This is a genomic window from Halorarius litoreus (genome assembly GCF_024362405.1).
Classification (GTDB): domain Archaea; phylum Halobacteriota; class Halobacteria; order Halobacteriales; family Haloarculaceae; genus Halorarius; species Halorarius litoreus.
This window is the reverse complement of sequence record NZ_CP101454.1, coordinates 280,538-300,925: the sequence shown is the minus strand read 5'-3', so window position 1 is coordinate 300,925 and position 20,388 is coordinate 280,538. Positions and strand designations below refer to the sequence as shown.

Below are 20,388 nucleotides of genomic sequence, written 5' to 3'. Positions count from 1 at the left end.
TTGGGGAGCCGACCCGCAAAACGGTTCGCCCGTGGGACGGTTACTGGAGCTCGGCCAGCAGCAACAGGACCTGCGGAGCGACGGCCAGTACCAGCCCGACGACGATGAGCCCCGCCGGGACCCACAGCAGCGACATCGTCCCGGTGAGCCACAGCCCCAGGCCGGCGAGGACCATCAGGGCGCCGAGGATGCGGAACAGCCAGACGACTGCACCTTCCAGTTCGGAGTCCGCGACCACCTCCGCGGCTTCGAGTGCTTCCTCCATGGGCGGGAGCACTCGCGCCGTTCCAATAAACTCGGTGGCCGTCCGACAGAATGGGGTTGTCGAGAGTCGGGTGGCCGAGAGTCAGGTCGTCGGGCCGCCGGCGCTCTGGACGCGCCAGCCACCCTCGATGCCGCAGGCGCCGCGTTCCTCGTAGGTGATGTCCGTCTCCGGCCCCATCGTGTCGCCGCCCTCGACGCGCTCGACGCGGAGGGGGACGTCGAGGGTGTTGCCGCAGCAGCCCACGTCGAGGAACTCCTCCCAGACGTCGCCCGCCTGTGGCGAGGGGTGGACGCGGCGGAGCCACGCTTTGAAGTGGCGGGTCGTCACCTGTCCGCGACCCCACTCCGAGAGGTCTGCTGGGTACGAAACGACGACGCGGTCGGCGGTTGGCATACGCTCAGTTAGGGGCCGACACGCCGATAGGCGTTACGCCGGTGCGTGTCGTTCGCGCACGTCACACTCCCGTACGAGTATAAGAAGGCTTATTCGGCGCGTGGCCAACCGCGAGCATATGGTCGCGTTCGAAGTGCCGGAGGTCGACTACACCCGGTACTCCAACCGCCAGCTCGTCGCCGTTCCGCTCGCGGTGTTGAGCCTGGCGCTGTTGGTCATCGCGGTGTACTGGGCCCTCACCGGTGCCCCCGTCTCGCTCGGCCTCGCCTTCACCGGCGGCACCGAGCTCCAGATTCAGACGACCGACTCCCCACAGGAGATACGACAGACGTTCGACGAGGAGATCGAGTCGATCCAGCCCATCCAGTCGGCCGAGAACACCTACATCCTTACGTTCCAGTCGACACAGACCGGCTCCATCGAACAGCAGGCGAACGACGCCGGCTACAGCATCGAGTCGATACAGGGTCGGGCAGCATCGTTCGGGCAGAACTCACAGCAACAGGCGCTCATCGGGCTCGTCGTGGCGTTCGCCGGGATGAGCCTCTTGGTGTTCGCGCTGTTCCGGACGTTCGTTCCCTCCATCGCCGTCGTGGCGTCGGCGTTCTCCGACCTCGTCATCCCGCTCGCGCTGATGAACATCTTCGGCATCCAGCTGTCGCTCGGGACGGTCGCCGCGCTGCTGATGCTCATCGGGTACTCCGTCGACTCGGACCTCCTCCTGAACAACCACGTCCTCCGGCGGCGCGGTGGCTTCTACGAGTCCACGTACCGCGCGATGCGGACCGGTGTGACGATGACGCTCACCTCGATTGCGGCGATGGCCGTCATGACGGTCACCGCGACGCTGCTCGGGATTCCGCTGCTGCCGGCCATCGGCCTCATTCTCGTGTTCGGCCTCACCGCCGACCTCATGAACACCTACATGCTCAACGTCAGCCTCCTGCGTTACTACAAGTACGAGGGGATCGCCAAATGAGCTCGATTCGCGACAACTGGCGCATCGTCCTGCTCGTGGTCCTCGTGCTGGCGAGCACCGTCGCGCTGTTCGTCAACCTCGGCGGCGCGGCCGGCGGCGGTGGCGGCACCGTCGAGAGCTCGCCGACGAACCTCCAGTACGGCCTCGAACTCTCCGGCGGGACGCGCATCCGCGCGCCGCTCGTCGGCATGACCGCCGAGGGCGTCAGCTACGCCGATGCGGACCCGAGTCAGGTCCAGCGACAGGTCGCGGACGAACTCGGGGCCCCCATCACCGACGTCCAGACGCGGCCGTCGGTCGGCGCGGTCGAACTGTACTCGGAGAACTACACGCAGGCGGAGTTCCGGCAAGCCGTCGAGGCAGCCGGCCTCTCCCCTTCGAACGTCCGCGACGGCGTCACGGAACCAACCAGACAGACCACCGTCGACGTCCTCAACGAGAAGATCAACAAGGGTGGACTCACCGGCGGGAGTGCGACCATCGCCCGGTCGCCGACCGGTGAGGTGTTCATCCTCGTCGAGGTGCCGAACGCCAACCGCTCGGAGGTCATCGACCTCATCGGTGACCGCGGGCAGGTGTCCATCGTCGCCGGCTACCCGACCGAGTCCGGCAACTACACCGAGACCACCGTCCTCCAGCAGGAGGACCTCGCGAGCGTCGGGACGGCCACCGAAGGACAGGGTGACCGGCCGCCGTTCGTCCCCGTCACCCTCAAGGAGGAGGCCGGGGCGCGGTTCGGTGAGGACATGCGCCAGTTCGGCTTCACCAGCCAGGAGGGCGTCAGTAACTGCCGCTGGAGCGAGAACGAGGACGACTACGGCTACTGTCTGTTCACGGTCGTCGACGGCCGGGTCGTGTTCGCCTCCTCGATGAGTCCCGGACTCGCCGACATCATCGAGAACCGCGAGTTCCAGCAGGACCCTGCCTTCCGGATGATCGCCTCGAACATGACCGAGGCACGTGACCTGCAGCTCAACCTCAACGCCGGGGCGCTCCCGACGAGCCTCGACATCCAGGGCGAGGGGACGACGTTCTTCCTCGAACCGTCGCTCGCGCAGGAGTTCAAGCTGTTCTCGGTCATCACCGGCGCGGTCGCGCTGGGGGCCGTGGCGCTCGTCGTGTTCATCCGCTACCGCGAACCCGGTGTCGCGATTCCGATGCTCGTCACCGCCGCCGCCGAGGTGTATCTGATGCTCGGGTTCGCCGCCCTGGTGGGGCTCGCGCTCGACCTCTCGCACATCGCCGGGTTCATCGCCGTCATCGGCACCGGGGTCGACGACCTCGTCATCATCGCCGACGAGATCCTCCAGGGTGGCGAGGTGAAGACCGGCCGCGTGTTCGAGTCCCGCTTCAGGAAGGCGTTCTGGGTCATCGGTGCGGCCGCCGCGACGACCATCATCGCGATGTCGCCGCTCGCGGTGCTCTCGCTGGGTGACCTCCAGGGGTTCGCCATCGTCACCATCGTCGGCGTCCTGCTCGGCGTGCTCGTGACGCGACCGGCGTACGGGAACGTGCTCCGGAACATCGTGCTGGACTGACGGACGCAACTCCGCGTTTTCACGGGCGTTGCCTGCTGCTCAGAACTCGTCGAGTCCCGACTGCTCGGCCGCCGCGAGCACGTCCTGCGAGGTCGACCACGACGCCCGTGCGCAGTCGGGCAGTTCTCCGTGGTCGCGCACCCACTCGTGCAGGAACTCTCGCGTCGTCGGGTCCGAGGGATAGCCCGAGCCCACCTCGCCGTACTCGTCTGCAAGTCTTGCGACGTGTGCGTCGCGTTCGACCTTCGCGACGATGGACGCCGCCGCCACCAGCGGGTAGTGGTCGTCCGCCTTGTGCTCGGCGTCGACGCCACTGACACCGCTCGCGTCGGCCACCCGCCGCGCGAACCGCGACTCGGAGGTGTCGCCGGCGTCGCACATCCCGGTATCGTCCTCGCGGGCGACCGCCCGGATGGCGTCGGCGTGCGCCGCCACGCCGAGCGAGTTCATGTCCTCGTCGCCGTCGATGCGCGCCACGGGAATCTCGGCGACGCCCACCTCGAACCGGTCGCGAATCACTCCCGAGAGTTCCTCGCGGCGCTCGGGCGAGAGCCGCTTCGAGTCCGCGATGCCGTCGGGGAGGTCGGCGGGGTCGCCCCGGACGCAGGCGGCGAACATCGAGCCGAGAACGGGGCCCTTACCGGCCTCGTCGACGCCGAAACGCATGGCTCGACCGTCCACGGCCCACGTAAAGAATCGCGCGGTCTGGTCCCCGGCGGTCGCTAGTCGTCGCCCGGCGTCTTCGCGTCGCCCTGGTCGTACTCCCGGTCCAGCTCGACGTCGACTGCGGGGTCCTCGACCGTCTCGAAGCCGCCGTCTGCCGGTTCGTCGGTCGGTTGCTCGGCCGGTTCATCGACCCGGTACCGCTCGTCCGTGTCGACCAGATGGTGGCACATGCTGTGTGTCACCCTATCACACCACGGTCCGACGACCAAAAACGTGTGGTGACGACTCACCCGTCCATCACTAGCCACGGCGGAACCATCGCGGCTGGGTCGTCGTCTTCGTCGTCCTCGTTCGCCTCGTCGACCGGCGAGCCGAGGAGGCAGGTCGGTGTCTCGTGCATCCCCTGTCACCCGTTACCACCATACACTCGACGCAGTTATTGGTTGGGGCTATCCCGGAAGAACTCGGGGTCCTCGAACGGCTCGTCTTCGCCCTCGACGGCGACGACGTCGAGTGCCGTGACCACGGCGTCGACACCCAGTTCGCCCGCGAGCGAGGGCTCCGTCCGGCCGTCGTCGCCCGAGACGAGTTCCTTGATGTAGAGCCCGCCGGCGCCGTGGATGGTGAGTTCCGCGTGGGTGTCGTCGGTCAACTCGCCCGAGACGTCGTAGGCGACGCGCTCGCGCACGAGGTCTGCCCGCCGGTGGTCGACGCGCTGAGGCGTCCGCTGTTCGATGGTGACGCCCTCGATGGCGTCGAGTGCGGCCTGCAGGGCGTCGTCGTCGACGGGGTCGGAGAACTCTACCTGCATTCGGTACGTCTTCGAGGCGTCGTGCTCCTTCACCCGCGCGACCATGTCGTAGGTGGCGAAGCGCAGCCCCTCGACCTCGACGCCCGATGCGCTCTCGTTGATCTCGTCCTCCAGCGTGGCGAGGTCCACGTCCCGGCGGTGGGGCTCCTTCACCTCGAGGACGAACGGTCGCCCCTCGCCGAGCATCAGCGCGTCGACGTCCTCACGACCCGCGCCGTGAAACACGCCTTCCCTCCCACGGAGGGCGGTCGTCAGGATGGGCGCGACCTCCTGTTCGATGCTCGTCTCGTACCGATAGCCGGTGCCGTCGCACTCCGGACAGGGGGCGTTCGTCACTCTCCCGGTGGCTCCGCAGTTCGAGCAGGGCCACTCCGTCTGTGGGATGTCGCGCTCGACCTTCCGGTAGCGACCGTAGACGGCGACGGAGTTGAGCTGGACGTCCACCGTGTCGGCCCCGAGGTCGAGCAGGAGCTGGACGTCCGGGCGCTCGAAGTCGACTTCCTTGCCGGTGCGCGCACCGACGCGGCGGCCGACCTCGCGGTTGAACTCGGATTTCAGGCGCTCGCCCGCATCGGGCTCCAGGCCGGCGTCCTCCCGCAGGAGTTCGTCGTTCTCCTCGACCAGCGGCGGGACACGCGTCCCGAGCTGGTAGGTGTGGAAGTCGATGTCCTCGATCGCCGCGACCGCGCGGTCGGCGAACGCGTCGTAGCGGCCACAGTACCCCTCACAGACCCAGCAGTCGTCGGGGTCGGTCGACTCGTAGGGCTCGTCGTCCTCCAGGGCGATGGTCGTCCGGAGTGCGCGCCCGCGTTCGGGGTTCGTCAGGCCGAAGCTCCGCTGGGCGAACGGGCGGCCGAGACAGGCGTCACAGAGTGGCCCCGTGTCGAGGAGGCGACGGGCGTCGTCGAGAACGGTCATTGTCTGTCCTGTGGCCCGACCCGGCAAGTGCGCTTCGTTCGGGACCGGGGGTTCAGTCGTCGCCGGTTGTCACTGCGGCGACCACTCAGTCGTCGTCCGCGCCGCTCGCCGCCTGCTCCGGTGAGTCGGCCGTCACTGTCGCTACACCGCCGTCGTCACCGAGAATCCGTACCTCTCGCTGCGGGAACGGAACCTCGATGCCGGCCTCCTCGAACGCGCGGTAGATGGCGACGTTCAGGTCGTGGGTCGCTCGGCCTCGAAGCACGGGGTCGGGGACCCAGCAGAGCAACTCGAACTGCAGGGCGCTGTCGCCGAACTCGCGCATCCGGACACGGGGGGAGGGGGCGTCGAGGACGGCTTTCGTCTCCGAGGCGACGCCGAGCAGCGTCTCCTCGAGCAGGTCGTAGTCGGTGCCGTACGCGACGCTCACCGGCACGCGAATCCGGCGCTTCCGCCGGGGAACGGACTCGTTAATGACCTTCGAGGAGTTGAGGATGGAGTTCGGCACCGTCACCAGGACGTCGTCGCGCGTCCGAATCACGGTCGACCGAATCGAGATGTCCTCGACGCGCCCGCGGTCACCGCCCTCCAGCACGACCCAGTCGCCCACCTTGTAGGTGCCGTCGAAGAAGAGGGCGATGGAGCCGAACAGGTTGGCGATGGTGTCGCGGGCGGCGAAGCCGACGATGATGCCGATGACGCCCGCCGACGCCAGCAACGGGGTCACGTCCTGTCCCCAGAGTTCGAGGAGCGCGAACGCCGTGAGGCCGATGAGCCCCGCCGACCAGACGTTCTGGAAGATGGGCACGACGCTGCCGTCGGCGTCCTCCGCGGACGTGATGGCGTGCGAGACCCGGCGACCCAGCCGAATCAGCGTGTACGCCCACACCACGACCCCGATGGAGATGATGGTCGCCCGGAGGTTGTTGTCGATGCCCTGTGGGAGTTCGACGACGCCGAGCGAGAGGGGTTCGAGCGCGTAGTACGCCCCCGCGAGCAGGACCGAGGCGTACAGCGCCGGGTGAATCGTCTTGAGCGCCACGTCGTCCACGTCCCCCGGAATCCGCGTCGTCAGCCGCTTGATGAGCCAGTCACCGCCGACCTGTACCAGTCGCGCGAGCACCAGCGACCCCCCCAGAATCGCGACCAGCGCCAGCCAGGGCGGGAGCCCGGCGAGCGCGGTCTCGACCGCGTCGAGTTGCATGCACCCCGTATTTCCCCTGGTGATAAAGCGATAGCGGCCGGGAGTGCCGGTTTCGCTGCGTGGCCAGCCCGGAGCCGGCCGGCGAATCTGACAGCGGGGGTTGATGGCGGTGGACTTACGGCCGCGGCCAATCATCACGCAGTATGAACGTTACGACAGGTGTCGTGCTGGCGGCGGGGGAGGGGACGCGACTGCGGCCGCTGACCCGGAACCGGCCGAAGCCGATGCTGCCCGCCGGGAACCGCCCCATCATCGAGTACGTCCTCGACGCCCTCCTCGACGCCGGTCTCGACGAGATCGTCCTCGTCGTCGGCTACCGGAGCGCCCGCGTCCAGGAGCACTTCGGGCCGACGTACCGCGACGTCCCGCTGACGTACGTCCACCAGGACAAACAGCTCGGGAGCGGCCACGCCCTCCTGCAGGCCCGTGAGGTCGTCGACGGCCCGTTCGTCGCGGTTAACGGCGACCGGGTCGTCGACCCCGAGGACGTCGCGAGCGTCGTCGAGGCGTTCGACGGCGAGACGGCCATCGCCGTTCGCGAGCACCCGAACGCCTCGAAGTACGGCGCGGTTCGGGTCTCTGGCGACCGCCTCACCGAACTCGTCGAGAAGCCGACGAGCGACGATTACCGGCTCATCAACGCCGGCATCTACGCCTTCTCGCCGGCCATCTTCGACGTGCTCGCCGGCACCGAACGCGAGGACGGAACGCTGTTCCTACCGAACGCGGTCGCGAGCCAACTCACCGACACCGACGTCACCGCGGTCCGGACATCGGGTATCTGGGTCGACGCCACCTACCCGTGGGACCTGCTCGCGGTCGCGCGCGAACTGCTGTCGAAGGGGTGGATCGACGAGCCACAGCGCGGCCCTGGTGTCCACGTCGACCCGACGGCCCGCGTCCACGAGGACGCCACCCTCCAGGGACCGGTCGTCGTCGGTGCCGACGTCGAGATCGCCGCCGGCGCAGTCGTCGGCCCGGACGTCGCGCTCGGCCGCAACGCCACCGTCGAGGCGAACGCGACCATCGAGGGGAGTGTCGTCGACGCCGACACGCGCGTCGGCCCCGGGGCGACGCTGCTCGACTGCGTCACCGGCCAGCACGCCACTATCGGCCCGAACGCGCTCGTCCCCGGTGGCCCCTCGGATGTCAGGGTCGGCCAGCGGGTGTTCCCTGACCAGCGGCTCGGGGCCGTCGTCGCCGACCGTGCGGAACTCGGGGGCGGCGCGGTCTGTGAGCCGGGCACGCTCGTCGGGGCGAACGCCCTCGTCGGGGCGGGCGCGTACGCCCGGGGTCGCGTCCCCGAGGACGCGGAGGTGGTCCGCTGATGTGCGGCATCATCGGCTGTGTGGGGCGCGGCGACGCGACGCTCGACACTCTTCTCGGGGGGCTGGCGAACCTGGAGTACCGGGGGTACGATTCGGCGGGTGTCGCGCTCGCGAACGAGTCCGTCACGGTCGAGAAGAAGGCCGGCGAACTCGACGCGCTCCGCGAGGCCGTCGCCGGCCAGACGCTCCACGGGTCGGTCGGCATCGGCCACACCCGGTGGTCGACGCACGGGCCGCCGACGGACGCGAACGCCCACCCGCACCAGGACTGTACGGGTGACGTGGCGGTCGTCCACAACGGCATCATCGAGAACTACCAGTCGCTTCGCGACGAACTCGCCGAGGCAGGCCACACGTTCGCGTCCGACACCGACACCGAGGTCGTCCCGCACCTCATCGAAGACGCGCTCGCCGACGGCGCCGACCCCGAGGACGCCGTCCGGCAGGCGCTGTCCCGCATCGAAGGGAGCTACGCCGTGGCCGTCGTCGTCGCCGGCGTCGACGCCGTGTTCGCCGCCCGCGAGGACTCGCCGCTCGTGCTGGGCGTGAGCGACGGCGCCTACTACCTCGCGAGCGACGTGCCCGCCTTCCGCGAACACACCGACCGCGTCGTCTACCTCGAAGACGGCGAGTTCGCGCGCATCGACGCCGACGGCTTCTCGGTGTCGAGCATCGACGGGACGCCCCACGACGTGACCATCGACACGGTCGACTGGGACCCCGAGGACACCGGGAAGTCGGGGTACGACCACTTCATGCTCAAGGAGATTCACGAGCAGCCCCGCGCGCTCCGGCAGTGTCTCCAGGGACGGGTCGACGAACTCGGCGCGAGCGTCTCGCTCGACCTCGACGTCGACATCGCCCGCGTCCAGTTCGTCGCCTGCGGCACCTCCTATCACGCCGCCCTGTACGGCGCGGGACTGTTCCGCGCTGCCGGCATCCCGGCACAGGCGTTCTACGCCCACGAGTACGCGCTCGATACGCCCCCCATCGAAGACGACCTCGTCGTCGGCGTCTCGCAGTCGGGTGAGACCGCGGACACGCTCTCGGCGCTGCGAGAAGCGCGTCGCCGCGGCGCCCGAACGCTCGCCGTGACGAACGTCGTCGGCTCGACGATGTCGCGGGAGTGTGACGACACCCTCTACATCCGGTCGGGACCCGAAATCGGGGTCGCCGCGTCCAAGACGTTCTCGGCGCAACTCGCGGCGCTCAACCTGCTCGCGCTCCAGACGGTCGGCGCGGGCGACGAGGACCTCCGCGAGGTCATCGCGGCGCTCCGTGACCTTCCGGGCGACGTACAGGCCATCCTCGACAGCACGACCGCCGAGGAGGTCGCCGAGGAGTACGTCGACAGCGACGGCTTCTTCTTCATCGGCCGGGGCGCGAACTACCCGGTGGCGCTCGAAGGCGCGCTGAAGCTGAAGGAGATCTCCTACGAGCACGCCGAGGGGTTCGCCGCGGGGGAACTCAAACACGGAACGCTCGCACTCGTCACCGCCGACACCCCGGTGTTCGCGGTGGTGACGGGCAACGACGAGGCCGCGCGCAAGACCATCGGGAACGTGAAGGAAGTCGAAGCGCGCGACGCACCGGTGGTGGCGGTCACCGACGGCAAGAGCGACGTCGCCCGGTACGCCGACCACGTCCTCGAGATCCCCGAGACCCACCCGCGGACGGCGGCCGTGCTGGCGAACATCCAGCTCCAGCTCGTCGCGTACCACGTCGCGAACGCGCTCGGCCGGTCTATCGACAAGCCGCGGAACCTCGCGAAGTCCGTGACCGTCGAGTAGCCGGGTCAGTGATGCCCCTTCACGGGGAGCGGCTCGTAGGGGGCTTCGAGATACTCGATGTCGGCCCGCGAGAGGTTGAGGTCGACCGCCGCCGCGGCCTCCTCGACGTGTTCGACGCTCGTGACACCGACGATGGGTGCGGTCACCCAGTCCTTGTGGAGTTGCCAGGCGAGTGCGACCTGTGCCATCGAGACGCCGTGGTCGGCGGCGAGCTCCTGTACCCGCTCGTTTATCTCGATACCGGCGCCCTCGTCGTAGGGGCGACGGTGGAGGATGGTGTCGGAGCGGCCACGCCTGGTGGCGCGGAGGTCGTCGTGTGGGCGGGTGAGGAACCCCTTGGCCAGCGGACTCCATGGGAGGACGCCGAGCCCCTCTTCGGCACAGAGCGGGAGCATCTCGCGTTCCTCCTCGCGGTAGGCGAGGCTGTAGTGGTTCTGCATCGTGGCGAACCGCTTCAGTCCCCGGCGATCGCTGGTGTGGAGCGCCTTCGAGAGCTGGTAGGCCCACATCGAACTCGCCCCGATGGCGTGGACGTCACCCCGGTGGACAGCGTCGTCGAGCGCGTCCAGCGTCTCCTCGATGGGGGTGTCGTAGTCCCACCGGTGAATCTGGTAGAGGTCGACCGTATCCATCCCCAGCCGGTCGAGGCTCCGCGAGAGTTCGTACTCGATGGCTCGCCGCGAGAGCCCACCGCTGCTCGGGTTCGACTCGTCCATCTCCATGTACACCTTCGTGGCGACGACCGGCCACGAGCGGTCGTAGCCCGCAAGCGTGTCGCCGAGGATGCGCTCTGACTCTCCGTAGTTGTAGATGTTCGCGGTGTCGAAGAAGTTGATACCGAGGTCGATGGCCCGCTCGATGATCTCCTGGCTCTCCGCCTCGCTCAGCCCCCAGTCGTAGCGACTGGTGCCGAAGCTCATGCAGCCGAGGCAGACACGGCTCACCGTCATGCCGGTCCTGCCGAGCGTGGTGTACTCCATTCGCTCGGGGGAACGGGCGGTGAGAGCATAACTGTGGGCGGATTGGTCGCGCCCCCCGACGAGCACGATCGCGGTCGAATCGGTCCACGACGGTTCGCAAGCGGGTCGGTCGGCCAACGACAAAGTATTTGTGATTGGGTTACTCAGAATGTGAGTAACCATGTCGATTCTGGTGACCGGCGGCGACGGCTATCTCGGCTGGCCGACCGCCCTACGAATCGCCTCGCGCACCGACGACCGCGTCGTCCTCGTCGACAACTTCGCCCGCCGCGGGTGGGTCGAGGAGGTCGGCTCCGTCAGCGCAACGCCCATCGCGAGCATCGACGAGCGGCTCGACGCCGCTCGCGAGGTTCACGGCCTCTCGAACCTCTCGTTCGTGGAGGGCGACCTCGTCGAGAAGTCGTTCGTCGACCAGCTGTTGCGGGTCCACGAGCCGTCGGCCATCGTCCACACCGCGGCCCAGCCCTCCGCGCCGTACTCGCAGATCAACGGGGAGCGGGCGAACTACACCCAGCACAACAACCTGCAGGCCACGCGAAACCTGCTGTGGGGCCTCGAGGAGAACGATATGACGGACACGCACTTCATCGAGACGACCACGACGGGCGTCTACGGTGCCCCGGAGTTCCCCATCCCCGAGGGCGGTGCGACGATGGAACACGAGGGCGCACGCGACGAGGTGCCGTTCCCCGCGATGGCGGGCTCGTGGTACCACCTCACCAAGAGCCACGACGCGGCGAACATGCGGCTCGCGCACAAGCAGTTCGACATCCCCATCTCGGACGTCCGAACCGCGATCACGTACGGGACGGAGACCGAGGAGACGCGCGCGGACGACCGCCTCAAGACACGGTTCGACTTCGACTACTACTTCGGCGTCGTCGCGCACCGGTTCGCCGCGCAGGCCGTCGCCGGCTACCCCCTCACGGTGTACGGCAAGGGCGAACAGCGCAAGCCGTTCATCTCGCTAGAGGACGCCGTCGAAGGGCTAGCTCGACTCGCCTTGCAGGACGACCCGAGCGACGACCTCACCGTCTACAACCAGGTGACGCGACCCATCGCCATCGTCGAGATCGCCGAGACCATCCAGGACGTCGGCGACGAGTTCGACCTCGACGTCGAGGTGACGCACGTCGAGAACCCGCGTGACGAGGACGAGACCCACCAGATGGAGATGGCGAACGACCGCTACATGGAGCTCATCGGCGAGCAGCGCGCCGACTTCGCGGACGGTGTCGCCGACATCCTCGAGACGCTGACGCGCTACCGGGAGACCATCACGAGTCACGAGGACCGCTTCCTCCCCGACGCCCTCAAGGACGAGGCCGAAGAGTAAGGCGTATGAACGTCCTCGTCACCGGCGGCTGTGGCTACATCGGGAGTGTCCTGGTTCCGGAGCTCCTCGCGGACGACCGCGCAGACACCGTGCGCGTCGTCGACTCGCTCGACTCGGGGAGTCCGCGGTCGCTGATGGGCGCGCTCGGCGAGGACGGCATCGAGTTCCGCAACGGCGACGTCCGCGAGTACGGGGACGTCGAGAGCGCGATGCGCGACGTGGACACCGTCGTCCACCTCGCGGCCATCACCGGCGCCTCGACGACCCACGACCGCCGCGAGGAGACCTTTGCTGTGAACTACGACGGCACCGAGAACGTGTTGAAGGCCGCCGGCAAACTCGGCGTCGAGAACGTCGTGTTCGCCTCCTCGTGTAACGTCTACGGCCGGGCCACCTCGACGGACATCGACGAGACGGTCGACCCCGACCCCATCAACCCCTACGCGGAGTCGAAACTCGAGTCCGAGGCCCTCGTCCGCGACTACTGTGCGGACCACGACATGACCGGGACGAGCCTGCGGATGTCGACGGTGTACGGCGACGCCCCGGGCGTCCGATTCAACCTCGTCGTCAACTACTTCGTGTTCCGCGCGCTCACCGACCGCGCGCTCACGGTGTACGGCGACGGCTCGAACTGGCGGCCGTTCATCCACGTTCGGGATGCGGCCCGCGCCTACCGCGAGGCGGCGCTCGCGCCCGAGGACTGGCCGGCTGACGCCTACAACGTCGGACGTGACGTGGGAAACTACCAGATCGCCGACATCGCCGAACTGGTGCGCGACGAGGTCGGCCCGGTCGACGTGACGTACCTCGAAGACGAACACCCCGGCCCGTCGTACCACGTCAACTTCGACCGCCTGCGGGAGACGGGCTACGAACCCGAATGGACCGTCGAGCAGGGCGTCCGCGACCTCGCCGCGCGGTTCCGTGGCGAGGCGAGTGCGACGACGATGCCCGAGTTCTGAGCCGGGACGCGGCGTCGCTCGTCGCCTCCAGAAGGGCAAGACACATATCCGCCGCTCACAAGTGACTCTCAAGATGAGTAACTCCACGCACGTGGCCGTCACGGGGGCGGCCGGCTACATCGGGAGTCGCGTGCTCCACCAGCTCCAGCGGGACCACCCCGACTGGACGCTGACGGCGGTCGACAACTTCTATCTCGGCGACGTCCGGACGAACGGCGACGTCGACGTCCAGCACGTCGACATCCGGCAGCGCGAGCGGCTGGAGGCGGCGCTCGACGGTGCGGACGTGGTTCTCCATCTCGCGGCCATCTCGGGAGTCGACGACTGTGACAACAAGCGGGACCTCGCCTACGAGGTGAACGTGCAGGGGACGAACAACGTCGCGTGGTTCTGTCAGGAGCACGGCGCGGCGCTCTGTTTCCCGTTTTCGATGGCGGTCCTCGGCGACCCCGACCGCTTCCCCATCACCACCGACATGGACCGGGACCCGCTCAACTGGTACGGGAAGACGAAGGTGCTGGGTGAGAGCGCCATCGAGGACTTCGCCCACGGGGCGTTCCCCGCACACCTGTTCATGATCTCTAATCTCTACGGCGGCCACGAGATCGAGGGCCAGACCGTGTCGAAGGGGACGGTCATCAACTTCTTCGTCAACCGGGCGCTCGCGGGCGAGCCGTTGACCGTCTACGAGCCCGGCACGCAGGCACGCAACTTCGTCCACGTGAAGGACGTGGCGAACGCCTTCTGTCTGAGCGCCGAGCGACTGGTCGACGAGCAGGCTGCCGGCGCTACCGGCGCACAGAAGTTCGAGGTCGCGAGCGACGAGGACCCCGGCGTCATGCAGGTGGCGGAGCTCGTCCAGCGCATCGCCGCCGAGGAGCGTGGGCTCGACGTCGACGTCTCGCTCGTGGAGAACCCGCGGAGCGCGGAGACGCTCGTCAGCGAGTTCGGCGTCGACACGAGCGCGATCCAGCGCGACCTCGACTGGGCGCCCGAGCAGTCCATCGAGTCGACGGTTCGCGAACTCTTGCGCGAGGCGTAGCTACTGCGGTCACCGGTAGCGGGCCAGCGGTCGGTCGTCGTGTCGGCCACGAGGTCCACTAGCCACCGCGATGGTTGTCGTATGTGAAACTGTAGTGTCGGGGACCACGATGGCTGCGTGCCTGCTCGGCCCGCTCCGCTACGACCCTGCGAAGACCCGCGACTGGTATGTCGACTCGGAGATGTCGCCGGCGGCGAACGCCGCGGCGTCGGCGCGGTCGACGGTCACGCGGGCGCGACCGTCGGGTACCTCGACCGTTATCTGCAGGGTGGCGGCGTCGCCGCCGTCGTCGACGTAGGTGGCGTAGCCCCGGGCGGCGACCATGATGTCCTCAGCCAGCTCCGCGTTCGAGGTGGCGTCCGACCGGAAGGCGAGTTCGAGCCCGCGGCCGGACCAGCGCAGCGAGGTGTCGTCGAACTCGGCGGCCAACTGGCCGTGGAACTCGGCGGCCGTGAGCGTCCCGTCGTCGTTCGGGGTGACGGGGTCGACGGCGCCGTACCGATAGCCCAGCCCCACCGGGTCCGAGAGGACGAACACGCCCGCGTTGGCGAGGACGGCGAGCGCCACCACGAGGAGGATGGCGACGCCGCCGCCGACAGAGAGCGCGTTCTGGCGGAGGAGTTCGCGGTTGCTCGCCCCCTGGATTTCGGCGTCGAAGTCGCTCTCGTGGACCTCGACCTGCTCGAACTCCATGTTGCCACACCGATCACACGGCGGGTTGTTCTTCGGGACGCCGTGCCCGCAGTTCGTACAGCGCCACTCCGTGTACCCGTACTCGAGCTCCTCGTCGCTCACGGTGCGATACCTCGTGCGGGGACCCGTTGCATACGTACTCGGAGGGGCTGGCCCCTACTTCGGCCTTCCCCTGTGTCGATGCGGGTGGTGAGAAGCTACGCGTCGGAGGCGCCGACCGGTTCGGGCGAGCTGCCGACAGTCTCGACGTCGGTGAACGCGAACCGGGCCCCCCCGCTGGGGCTCTCGCCCACGTGGAGCGTCCAGCCGTGCGCCCACGCGATCTGGTCGACGATCTGCAGACCGAATCCCGTCCCGGCGTCGTTGGTGGTGTAGCCCGCCTCGGTCACCGCACTGCGCTCCGAGAGGGGGATGCCGGGGCCGTCGTCGTCCACGGCGAACCCCCCGTCGATGTCCCGGACGGTGACGGTGAGGCTCGACCCGGGTCGGTTGCCCGTGGAGCCATGCTCGACAGCGTTCCGAAACAGGTTCTCGAACACCTGTGCCAGCCGGACGGGGTCCGCGCTGACGACGTTCGTCGTCTCGGTCCGTAGCGTCGCGGCCCCGGTCTCCACGGTCTCCCAGCTCCGGGCCGCCGCCTCGGACAGGGGTGTGGCGTCGCGCGACCCGATGGTTTCGCCCGCCTTCGCCATCGCCAGCAGGTCCGAGAGGAGTTCGTCCATCCGGTCGAGCGCGTCCGACGCGCGCGTCAGGTGGTCTCCTTCGGGGTGGGTCTCCGCGAGTTCGAGTTCGCCCACTGCCACGCTCAGGGGGTTCCGAAGGTCGTGGGAGACGACGCCGGCGAACTCTTCGAGCCGGTCGCGCTCGCGCTGGAGCGCCGTGGTCATCTCCTGTCTGGCGAGTTCGTGGCCCGTCCACTCGGCCATCAGTTCGACGAAGACGACCTCGGACTCCGAGAACGGCTCGTCGTGCGGGTCGGTGTCGGCGAAACAGAACGTCCCGTACAGGTCGTCCTCCATCTCGACGCGGGCACCGACGTACGATTCGAGACCGAACGTTCCGTACGCGGCGTCGTTCTCCCACCCCTCGATGCTCGCGTGCTGGACCGTCAGCGACCCCTCGTTCTCGATCGTCCGACGGCAGTACGATTCCGACAGCGGACAGCTCTGTCCCGGCCGGAGGCGTTCGTGGTCGCCGACTGCGGCCAGGATCCGCTGCCGGTCGTCGGTGATTCGCGTGAGGAACCCCACCTCCACGTCGAGATACGTACAGCCGAGTCTCAGTAGCGACTCGACCTTCTCCTCGAACGTCCCACACCCGGACGTGATGTCCATCATCCCCCGTAGCGCGTCCGCATCCCCATCCATCCGGTGTACTGACGGCTCTCTTCAATATAAACGGCGGGATGATATCTGAAAACGTGTGGTGAATCTAGCGTCGCGAGCGTTCCGACGCGGCTTTGCGTGTCGGTCGACTGCACCACGTCATGCGACAGTTCGTCGTCTGCGGTCACGACGCGCCCACGACCCCCGAGTTCCCGCTCGACGACCTCCCCTCGGCGGCAGGCCGACTCGACGTGCTCTGTCGGTGTGTCAACAGCGCGCTGTTCCTCTCACACGGCATCCGTGAGGACGTCCGCGTCCACCTCGTCTTCCAGGACGAACTCACGGTATCGTTCGACGGCTCGTCGGTGCGCCGGCTCAACCCCGACGAGCGCTCGACGGCCGCCACGATTCGCAACGCCCTCGAAGAGAAGGCCGGCGCCATCGGCCACCAGCCCGCGACGCCCGCACCGGGGGTCGAACTCTACCGGATGGGCCTCGCCGCGACGCTCGACCGCGTCGGCGGCACCGTGGTCGAACTCCACGAGGACGGGGACCCGGTCGGCGAGCGTGACCCCATCGCGGACCCGACGTTCGTCCTCTCGGACCACCAGGATTTCACGAGCGAGGAGGCCGACTTGCTCGCCGAACGGTCGGGAGCGCGGGTCCGGCTCGGCCCCGCGCTGCTCCATGCCGACCACGCCATCACCGTCGCACACAACTGGCTCGATACGGAGGGGTACACCCGCTACTGAGCCGACGGCGCGCAGACAGCTACCTCTCGCACTCCGGTGCAACCCCACCGTGTGCGTCCTCGTGCGCTCCTCGTTCGCTCCTCGTTCGTCGGGTGACCGCCTGCGTGTCCAGAGTACTTTTGGGACGCGTCGGCGAACCGACACCTGTGCGTCCCCGTCTCCCCTCCGTCGACCCGTTCAGCGCCTCGTTCGGTGTGTTCCTCGGCACCTGGGCGGCCCTCGTCGTCGCGTGGCAGGTGCCATCGCTACTCGCCGTCGTTGCCGGGCTCGGCGTCCTCGTCGCGCTCGTCACGTGGGTGGGAGTCGAACAGGTTCCGGCGTTCGTCGACGGCGCGCTCGTCCATCGACTCCACCTCGTCGTGGCCGGGCTCGCTGCCCTCCCACTCGTCGCCAGCCTCCTGCTCGTCGAGCGTACAGCCGTGGCGAGGTCGTCGCCGGTCCTGCTGCTCGCGTTCGCAGTCGCCATCGCGGGATTCGCCGCCGTCGTCACGGGCACCAGTCGCCGAGCGCGCGTGTTCCGCGACCGCGAACGGGTTCACCTCACCCTCAGCGCGGTCGAACCGCGCCGACGACGCGCGGCATTGACGCTCGTGACGATGCTCGCCGTCTACGCCGTGCTCGGGGTCGTGGCCGGCGACCTCCTCTCCCTCTGGTCGGTCGTGGGACTGGTCAGCGGTGTGTCGGTCGGTACGCTGGTCGTCGGCCGACAGCGCGTCGACCTCGTTGCCCTCGACAGCGGCCTCCTCGTCCGTCCAGGGCGACAGTTCGGGACGAGCTTCGTCCCCTGGTCGCAGGTCGTCCGTATTACGGTCGACGGCGACACCCTCCGGCTCCACCGTGGGCTCCCGTGGCCGCTCGTCTACCGGGTCGACCTCGACGACTGTCCCGACCGGGAGGCGACCGTCTCGACACTCCGCGCTCGCGTCGCGTGAGCCGCCGCGGTACCAGCCTCGATTGGCTGGCTACGACGGTCCGAGCAGTACACGCTGTGCCCCACTTTGTGTCCCGATTCGCAACCGTTAAACCCGGCAACCGTGTTGGTGGATTTGCGGGCTGATGGGGTAGCTTGGTATCCTTCGAGGATCGGGTCCTCGGTACCTCGGTTCAAATCCGGGTCAGCCCACTTCTGACGACGCCACCTCCGGAGCGTGCCGAGCGACAGCGAGGCCGCGAGTATCCGGGCGGCGTCGAAGTGGACCACCGGATTTGAACTAGGGAGGAGCTTGCTCCGACTGTAGTTCAAATCCGGGGTAGCCAACCCTCCACAAAAAACTCCGAAGCCGCTCTTTTACGCCGCGGGCGTCCCGCGGGCCGCCTCGATCTCGTCGAGGAACATGATCTCGGGTTCGCCGACGACCCCGGCCTCCGCCATCACGTCCTTGAGGTCGGACTCCTCCACGAACTTCTGGGCGTTCTCCGCGGTGTCCCACTCCGCCACCATGACGATCTCGTTCGGGTCGTCCGCCAGTCGGAAGAGGCGGGCCTCCTGCAGGCCGTACTCGCGTCGGGTGTCCTCGTGGTCGTCGTAGTACGGTTTCCAGGCGTCGAAGTCCTCTACGCTGTGTTTGACGATGATTGTAGCCATATTTATCACCATCGTCCGTTATGATTTCCGGGAGGGTTAACCGTGATTGCGGGGTACTGCTCCCATAGTGCTCACGTCGCTATCGGGTTACGGGCGGAGGAGCGACCAGAGGTTCCGCGGCTGTCGCTGGAGCGCCACGACCGGGTGGACCATCTCATAGCGGTCGCCGTCGCGCTCGACGAGGTCTTGGAGTTCCAGCTCCCCAAGGAGCATCTGGACCCGCGCCTCGGAGAACAGCGTCCGGTCCGCGATGTCGGCGGTCGTCCCGGGTCCGCCGACCCACCCGGCGGTGTAGACCTGCACCTGCTGTGGCGTCTCGACGACGAGCGACAGTAGTTCCTGGGTGCGCTCGGCGAGTTCACTCGGTTCGTGTGACGGCTCGGCATCGTCGTCCGATGACTCGACCGGGTCGAGCGCGTCGCGTCGGCGCTCGATGGCTTCGATGGCGGATTTCCTCGCCTTCCCCGTCTGCTCTCGGTCGAGCAGGCGGTCGAGCGTCAGCGGGTCGCGAACGTCGCGAACGAGGTCGCGAAGTTCCGCGACGGTGTGGTCTGCGGGGTCGGCGTCGACGAGGTCGGCGTCGACCACCTCGTCGTCGGTCGTGAAGGAGAGCCCACCGAACCCCTCGATGCTGAGTTCGACGGTGAGTTCGTGGCTACCGCGTCGGAGTCGTGGGCGGGCACAGACGACCTGCACGGTCTCGGCGAGGTCGAACTGGAGTGGGGCGTCCTCGCTGATGTCCGCGGGCGCGAGGGCGGTGCCGTCCTCGCGGTGGATGGTCACGTCGTCGAGGGGGACGGGTTCGCCGTCGATGGCGACGCCGTCGAACCCCGTGAGCCGGGCGTCGTCGAGGCGGTTCTTCAGCTCGAACTCCACGCCTCGCTCGGTGTTCACGAGGCTCTCCCACGTGAACAGCCGTTCGAGGTACTGCTCGATCATACGCCGAGACAGCGACGCGACGACCTTGGGTCTGGTGCGGGGTATAGCCGGTGGAACGGGGTTCTCGGTGGGGGCGGCCCATGCGGGCAGTACCGGTTCCCGGTGGCGTTATCACCGCCCGGCCCCTCCGTCCGCCGATGACTGAGGGGCGCGCATGACCGACGGACTGGACGTCGATATCGCGGACGTCGACGCGGTGACCGAACAGCGTGACGAGGTGGTGGCGGCGGTGCGCGACCACGCCGGCCGTATAGCCTACGGGCTGGCGAAACTGCAGGGCGGCGACTACGGCCAGCGCGAGTTCAAGACCGCCGGTGGGGTGTGGACGGTGAAGTACGAGGGCGGCGACCTCCAGTACCTCCGGTTCAAGCCGAAATCCGGCTCGGAGACGTACGTGGTCTCGACCAAACAGCCGCCCGACCCCGAGGCGCTCGCGACCGCCCTCACCGACTACGACGCGTTCGTCGCCGCGTTCAACGACCACGTCGCGTCGCTCGACGGCGTCCTCGACGACGTCGCCACCGAGTTCCCGGCGCTCGAATCCACGGACACGGTGGTCGCCGAGCGCGACCGCATCGTCGCACGAATCCGGGAGGTCTGTGACACGATGGCCGGCGAACTCCACCGCTACGAGGGGACCGACTACGGTACCTTTGCGGCGCGCGTCGACGGCACGCGCTGGGAGCTGAAGTGGGAGGCGTCGTCGGCGTCGTACCTCCGCGCGGGGGGCTCCGGCGGCGTCTACGTCCTCTCGCAGTACGAACCGCCCTCCGCGGTGGACCTCCGCGAGTACGTCCCGCGGTTCGAGGGGTTCGTCGAGGCGTACAACGACCACGTCCGCGACCTCGAACTCGACTTGCGGGAGATCACGCTGTAGCC

Annotated in this window: 21 protein-coding genes and 1 tRNA gene; 11 read left to right on the top strand and 11 right to left on the bottom strand. The window is 68.2% G+C overall.

Annotation, left to right across the window (positions count from 1 at the left end):
* Nucleotides 1-40: 40 nt before the first annotated feature.
* Both NL126_RS01570 and NL126_RS01565 read right to left on the bottom strand, forming a co-directional pair.
* Complete coding sequence (locus NL126_RS01570) at nt 41-265, bottom strand: hypothetical protein (RefSeq protein WP_255197148.1); 225 nt, start codon at nt 263-265, stop codon at nt 41-43.
* A gap of 81 nt (nt 266-346) precedes the next feature.
* On the bottom strand, nt 347-658 hold the full coding sequence (locus tag NL126_RS01565; RefSeq protein WP_255197147.1) for a DUF7968 family protein: 312 nt from the start codon (nt 656-658) through the stop codon (nt 347-349).
* Between the two features lie 118 nt (nt 659-776).
* On the opposite strand from NL126_RS01565, the gene secF reads away from it, so the two are divergent.
* Both secF and NL126_RS01555 read left to right on the top strand, forming a co-directional pair.
* Nucleotides 777-1,637 (top strand): protein translocase subunit SecF, encoded by an 861-nt coding sequence (gene secF / locus NL126_RS01560; protein ID WP_255197146.1) that lies wholly within the window; start codon nt 777-779, stop codon nt 1,635-1,637.
* Entirely contained in the window at nt 1,634-3,175 is a 1,542-nt protein-coding gene (locus NL126_RS01555) for a preprotein translocase subunit SecD (protein WP_255197145.1), read from the top strand. Before secF ends, NL126_RS01555 begins: the two co-directional genes overlap by 4 nt.
* Nucleotides 3,176-3,214: 39 nt before the next feature.
* Here NL126_RS01555 and rnhB read toward each other — a convergent pair whose 3' ends face one another.
* The 4 genes from rnhB to NL126_RS01535 form a co-directional block, all read right to left on the bottom strand.
* Complete coding sequence (rnhB, locus tag NL126_RS01550) at nt 3,215-3,841, bottom strand: ribonuclease HII (RefSeq protein ID WP_255197144.1); 627 nt, start codon at nt 3,839-3,841, stop codon at nt 3,215-3,217.
* A gap of 56 nt (nt 3,842-3,897) precedes the next feature.
* The gene (locus NL126_RS01545) at nt 3,898-4,083 is read right to left on the bottom strand and encodes a hypothetical protein (RefSeq protein WP_255197143.1); all 186 of its coding nucleotides are present in this window, start codon (nt 4,081-4,083) and stop codon (nt 3,898-3,900) included.
* A gap of 194 nt (nt 4,084-4,277) precedes the next feature.
* A complete protein-coding gene (locus NL126_RS01540) occupies nt 4,278-5,570 on the bottom strand; it encodes a tRNA pseudouridine(54/55) synthase Pus10 (protein WP_255197142.1) in 1,293 nt (430 codons plus the stop codon).
* 85 nt (nt 5,571-5,655) lie between these two features.
* Nucleotides 5,656-6,774, bottom strand: coding sequence for a mechanosensitive ion channel family protein (locus tag NL126_RS01535; RefSeq protein ID WP_255197141.1), 1,119 nt, complete (start codon nt 6,772-6,774; stop codon nt 5,656-5,658).
* Nucleotides 6,775-6,917: 143 nt separating this feature from the next.
* Here NL126_RS01535 and NL126_RS01530 point away from each other — a divergent pair, with 143 nt between their 5' ends.
* Both NL126_RS01530 and glmS read left to right on the top strand, forming a co-directional pair.
* Nucleotides 6,918-8,102 (top strand): sugar phosphate nucleotidyltransferase, encoded by a 1,185-nt coding sequence (locus NL126_RS01530; RefSeq protein ID WP_255197140.1) that lies wholly within the window; start codon nt 6,918-6,920, stop codon nt 8,100-8,102.
* A complete protein-coding gene (gene glmS, locus NL126_RS01525; protein ID WP_255197139.1) occupies nt 8,102-9,892 on the top strand; it encodes a glutamine--fructose-6-phosphate transaminase (isomerizing) in 1,791 nt (596 codons plus the stop codon). The genes NL126_RS01530 and glmS overlap by 1 nt, the downstream gene beginning before the upstream one ends.
* A gap of 5 nt (nt 9,893-9,897) precedes the next feature.
* On the opposite strand, the gene NL126_RS01520 is transcribed toward glmS, so the two are convergent.
* Nucleotides 9,898-10,872, bottom strand: coding sequence for an aldo/keto reductase (locus NL126_RS01520; RefSeq protein WP_255197138.1), 975 nt, complete (start codon nt 10,870-10,872; stop codon nt 9,898-9,900).
* 160 nt (nt 10,873-11,032) lie between these two features.
* Between NL126_RS01520 and NL126_RS01515 the strand changes: the two genes are divergently transcribed.
* The 3 genes from NL126_RS01515 to NL126_RS01505 all read left to right on the top strand — a co-directional run bounded on the left by NL126_RS01515 (nt 11,033) and on the right by NL126_RS01505 (nt 14,215).
* Nucleotides 11,033-12,208, top strand: coding sequence for an NAD-dependent epimerase/dehydratase family protein (locus tag NL126_RS01515; protein ID WP_255197137.1), 1,176 nt, complete (start codon nt 11,033-11,035; stop codon nt 12,206-12,208).
* 5 nt (nt 12,209-12,213) lie between these two features.
* On the top strand, nt 12,214-13,173 hold the full coding sequence (locus NL126_RS01510; protein WP_255197136.1) for an NAD-dependent epimerase/dehydratase family protein: 960 nt from the start codon (nt 12,214-12,216) through the stop codon (nt 13,171-13,173).
* A 73-nt stretch (nt 13,174-13,246) separates the two neighbouring features.
* Nucleotides 13,247-14,215, top strand: a complete 969-nt coding sequence (locus NL126_RS01505) for an NAD-dependent epimerase/dehydratase family protein (RefSeq protein WP_255197135.1) — start codon at nt 13,247-13,249, stop codon at nt 14,213-14,215.
* Between the two features lie 138 nt (nt 14,216-14,353).
* Here the strand turns inward: NL126_RS01505 and NL126_RS01500 are convergent, their stop codons facing one another.
* Together NL126_RS01500 and NL126_RS01495 are read right to left on the bottom strand one after the other, a co-directional pair.
* Nucleotides 14,354-15,010 (bottom strand): DUF8159 domain-containing protein, encoded by a 657-nt coding sequence (locus NL126_RS01500; RefSeq protein ID WP_255197134.1) that lies wholly within the window; start codon nt 15,008-15,010, stop codon nt 14,354-14,356.
* A 95-nt stretch (nt 15,011-15,105) separates the two neighbouring features.
* Entirely contained in the window at nt 15,106-16,275 is a 1,170-nt protein-coding gene (locus tag NL126_RS01495) for a GAF domain-containing sensor histidine kinase (RefSeq protein WP_255197133.1), read from the bottom strand.
* A 119-nt stretch (nt 16,276-16,394) separates the two neighbouring features.
* Between NL126_RS01495 and trmY the strand changes: the two genes are divergently transcribed.
* The 3 genes from trmY to NL126_RS01480 all read left to right on the top strand — a co-directional run bounded on the left by trmY (nt 16,395) and on the right by NL126_RS01480 (nt 18,108).
* Entirely contained in the window at nt 16,395-16,985 is a 591-nt protein-coding gene (gene trmY / locus NL126_RS01490; RefSeq protein ID WP_255197132.1) for a tRNA (pseudouridine(54)-N(1))-methyltransferase TrmY, read from the top strand.
* 146 nt (nt 16,986-17,131) lie between these two features.
* Complete coding sequence (locus NL126_RS01485) at nt 17,132-17,917, top strand: hypothetical protein (protein WP_255197131.1); 786 nt, start codon at nt 17,132-17,134, stop codon at nt 17,915-17,917.
* Nucleotides 17,918-18,035: 118 nt separating this feature from the next.
* A tRNA-Pro gene (locus tag NL126_RS01480) sits at nt 18,036-18,108 on the top strand.
* A 165-nt stretch (nt 18,109-18,273) separates the two neighbouring features.
* Here NL126_RS01480 and NL126_RS01475 read toward each other — a convergent pair.
* Together NL126_RS01475 and NL126_RS01470 are read right to left on the bottom strand one after the other, a co-directional pair.
* Nucleotides 18,274-18,570 carry an antibiotic biosynthesis monooxygenase gene (locus NL126_RS01475; RefSeq protein ID WP_255197130.1) on the bottom strand — a complete coding sequence of 99 codons (297 nt, stop codon included), beginning with the start codon at nt 18,568-18,570 and terminating at the stop codon, nt 18,274-18,276.
* Nucleotides 18,571-18,657: 87 nt separating this feature from the next.
* Entirely contained in the window at nt 18,658-19,509 is an 852-nt protein-coding gene (locus NL126_RS01470; RefSeq protein WP_255197129.1) for a hypothetical protein, read from the bottom strand.
* Between the two features lie 154 nt (nt 19,510-19,663).
* On the opposite strand from NL126_RS01470, the gene NL126_RS01465 reads away from it, so the two are divergent.
* The gene (locus NL126_RS01465; protein WP_255197128.1) at nt 19,664-20,386 is read left to right on the top strand and encodes a profilin-fold protein; all 723 of its coding nucleotides are present in this window, start codon (nt 19,664-19,666) and stop codon (nt 20,384-20,386) included.
* The last annotated feature ends 2 nt before the right edge of the window (nt 20,387-20,388 follow it).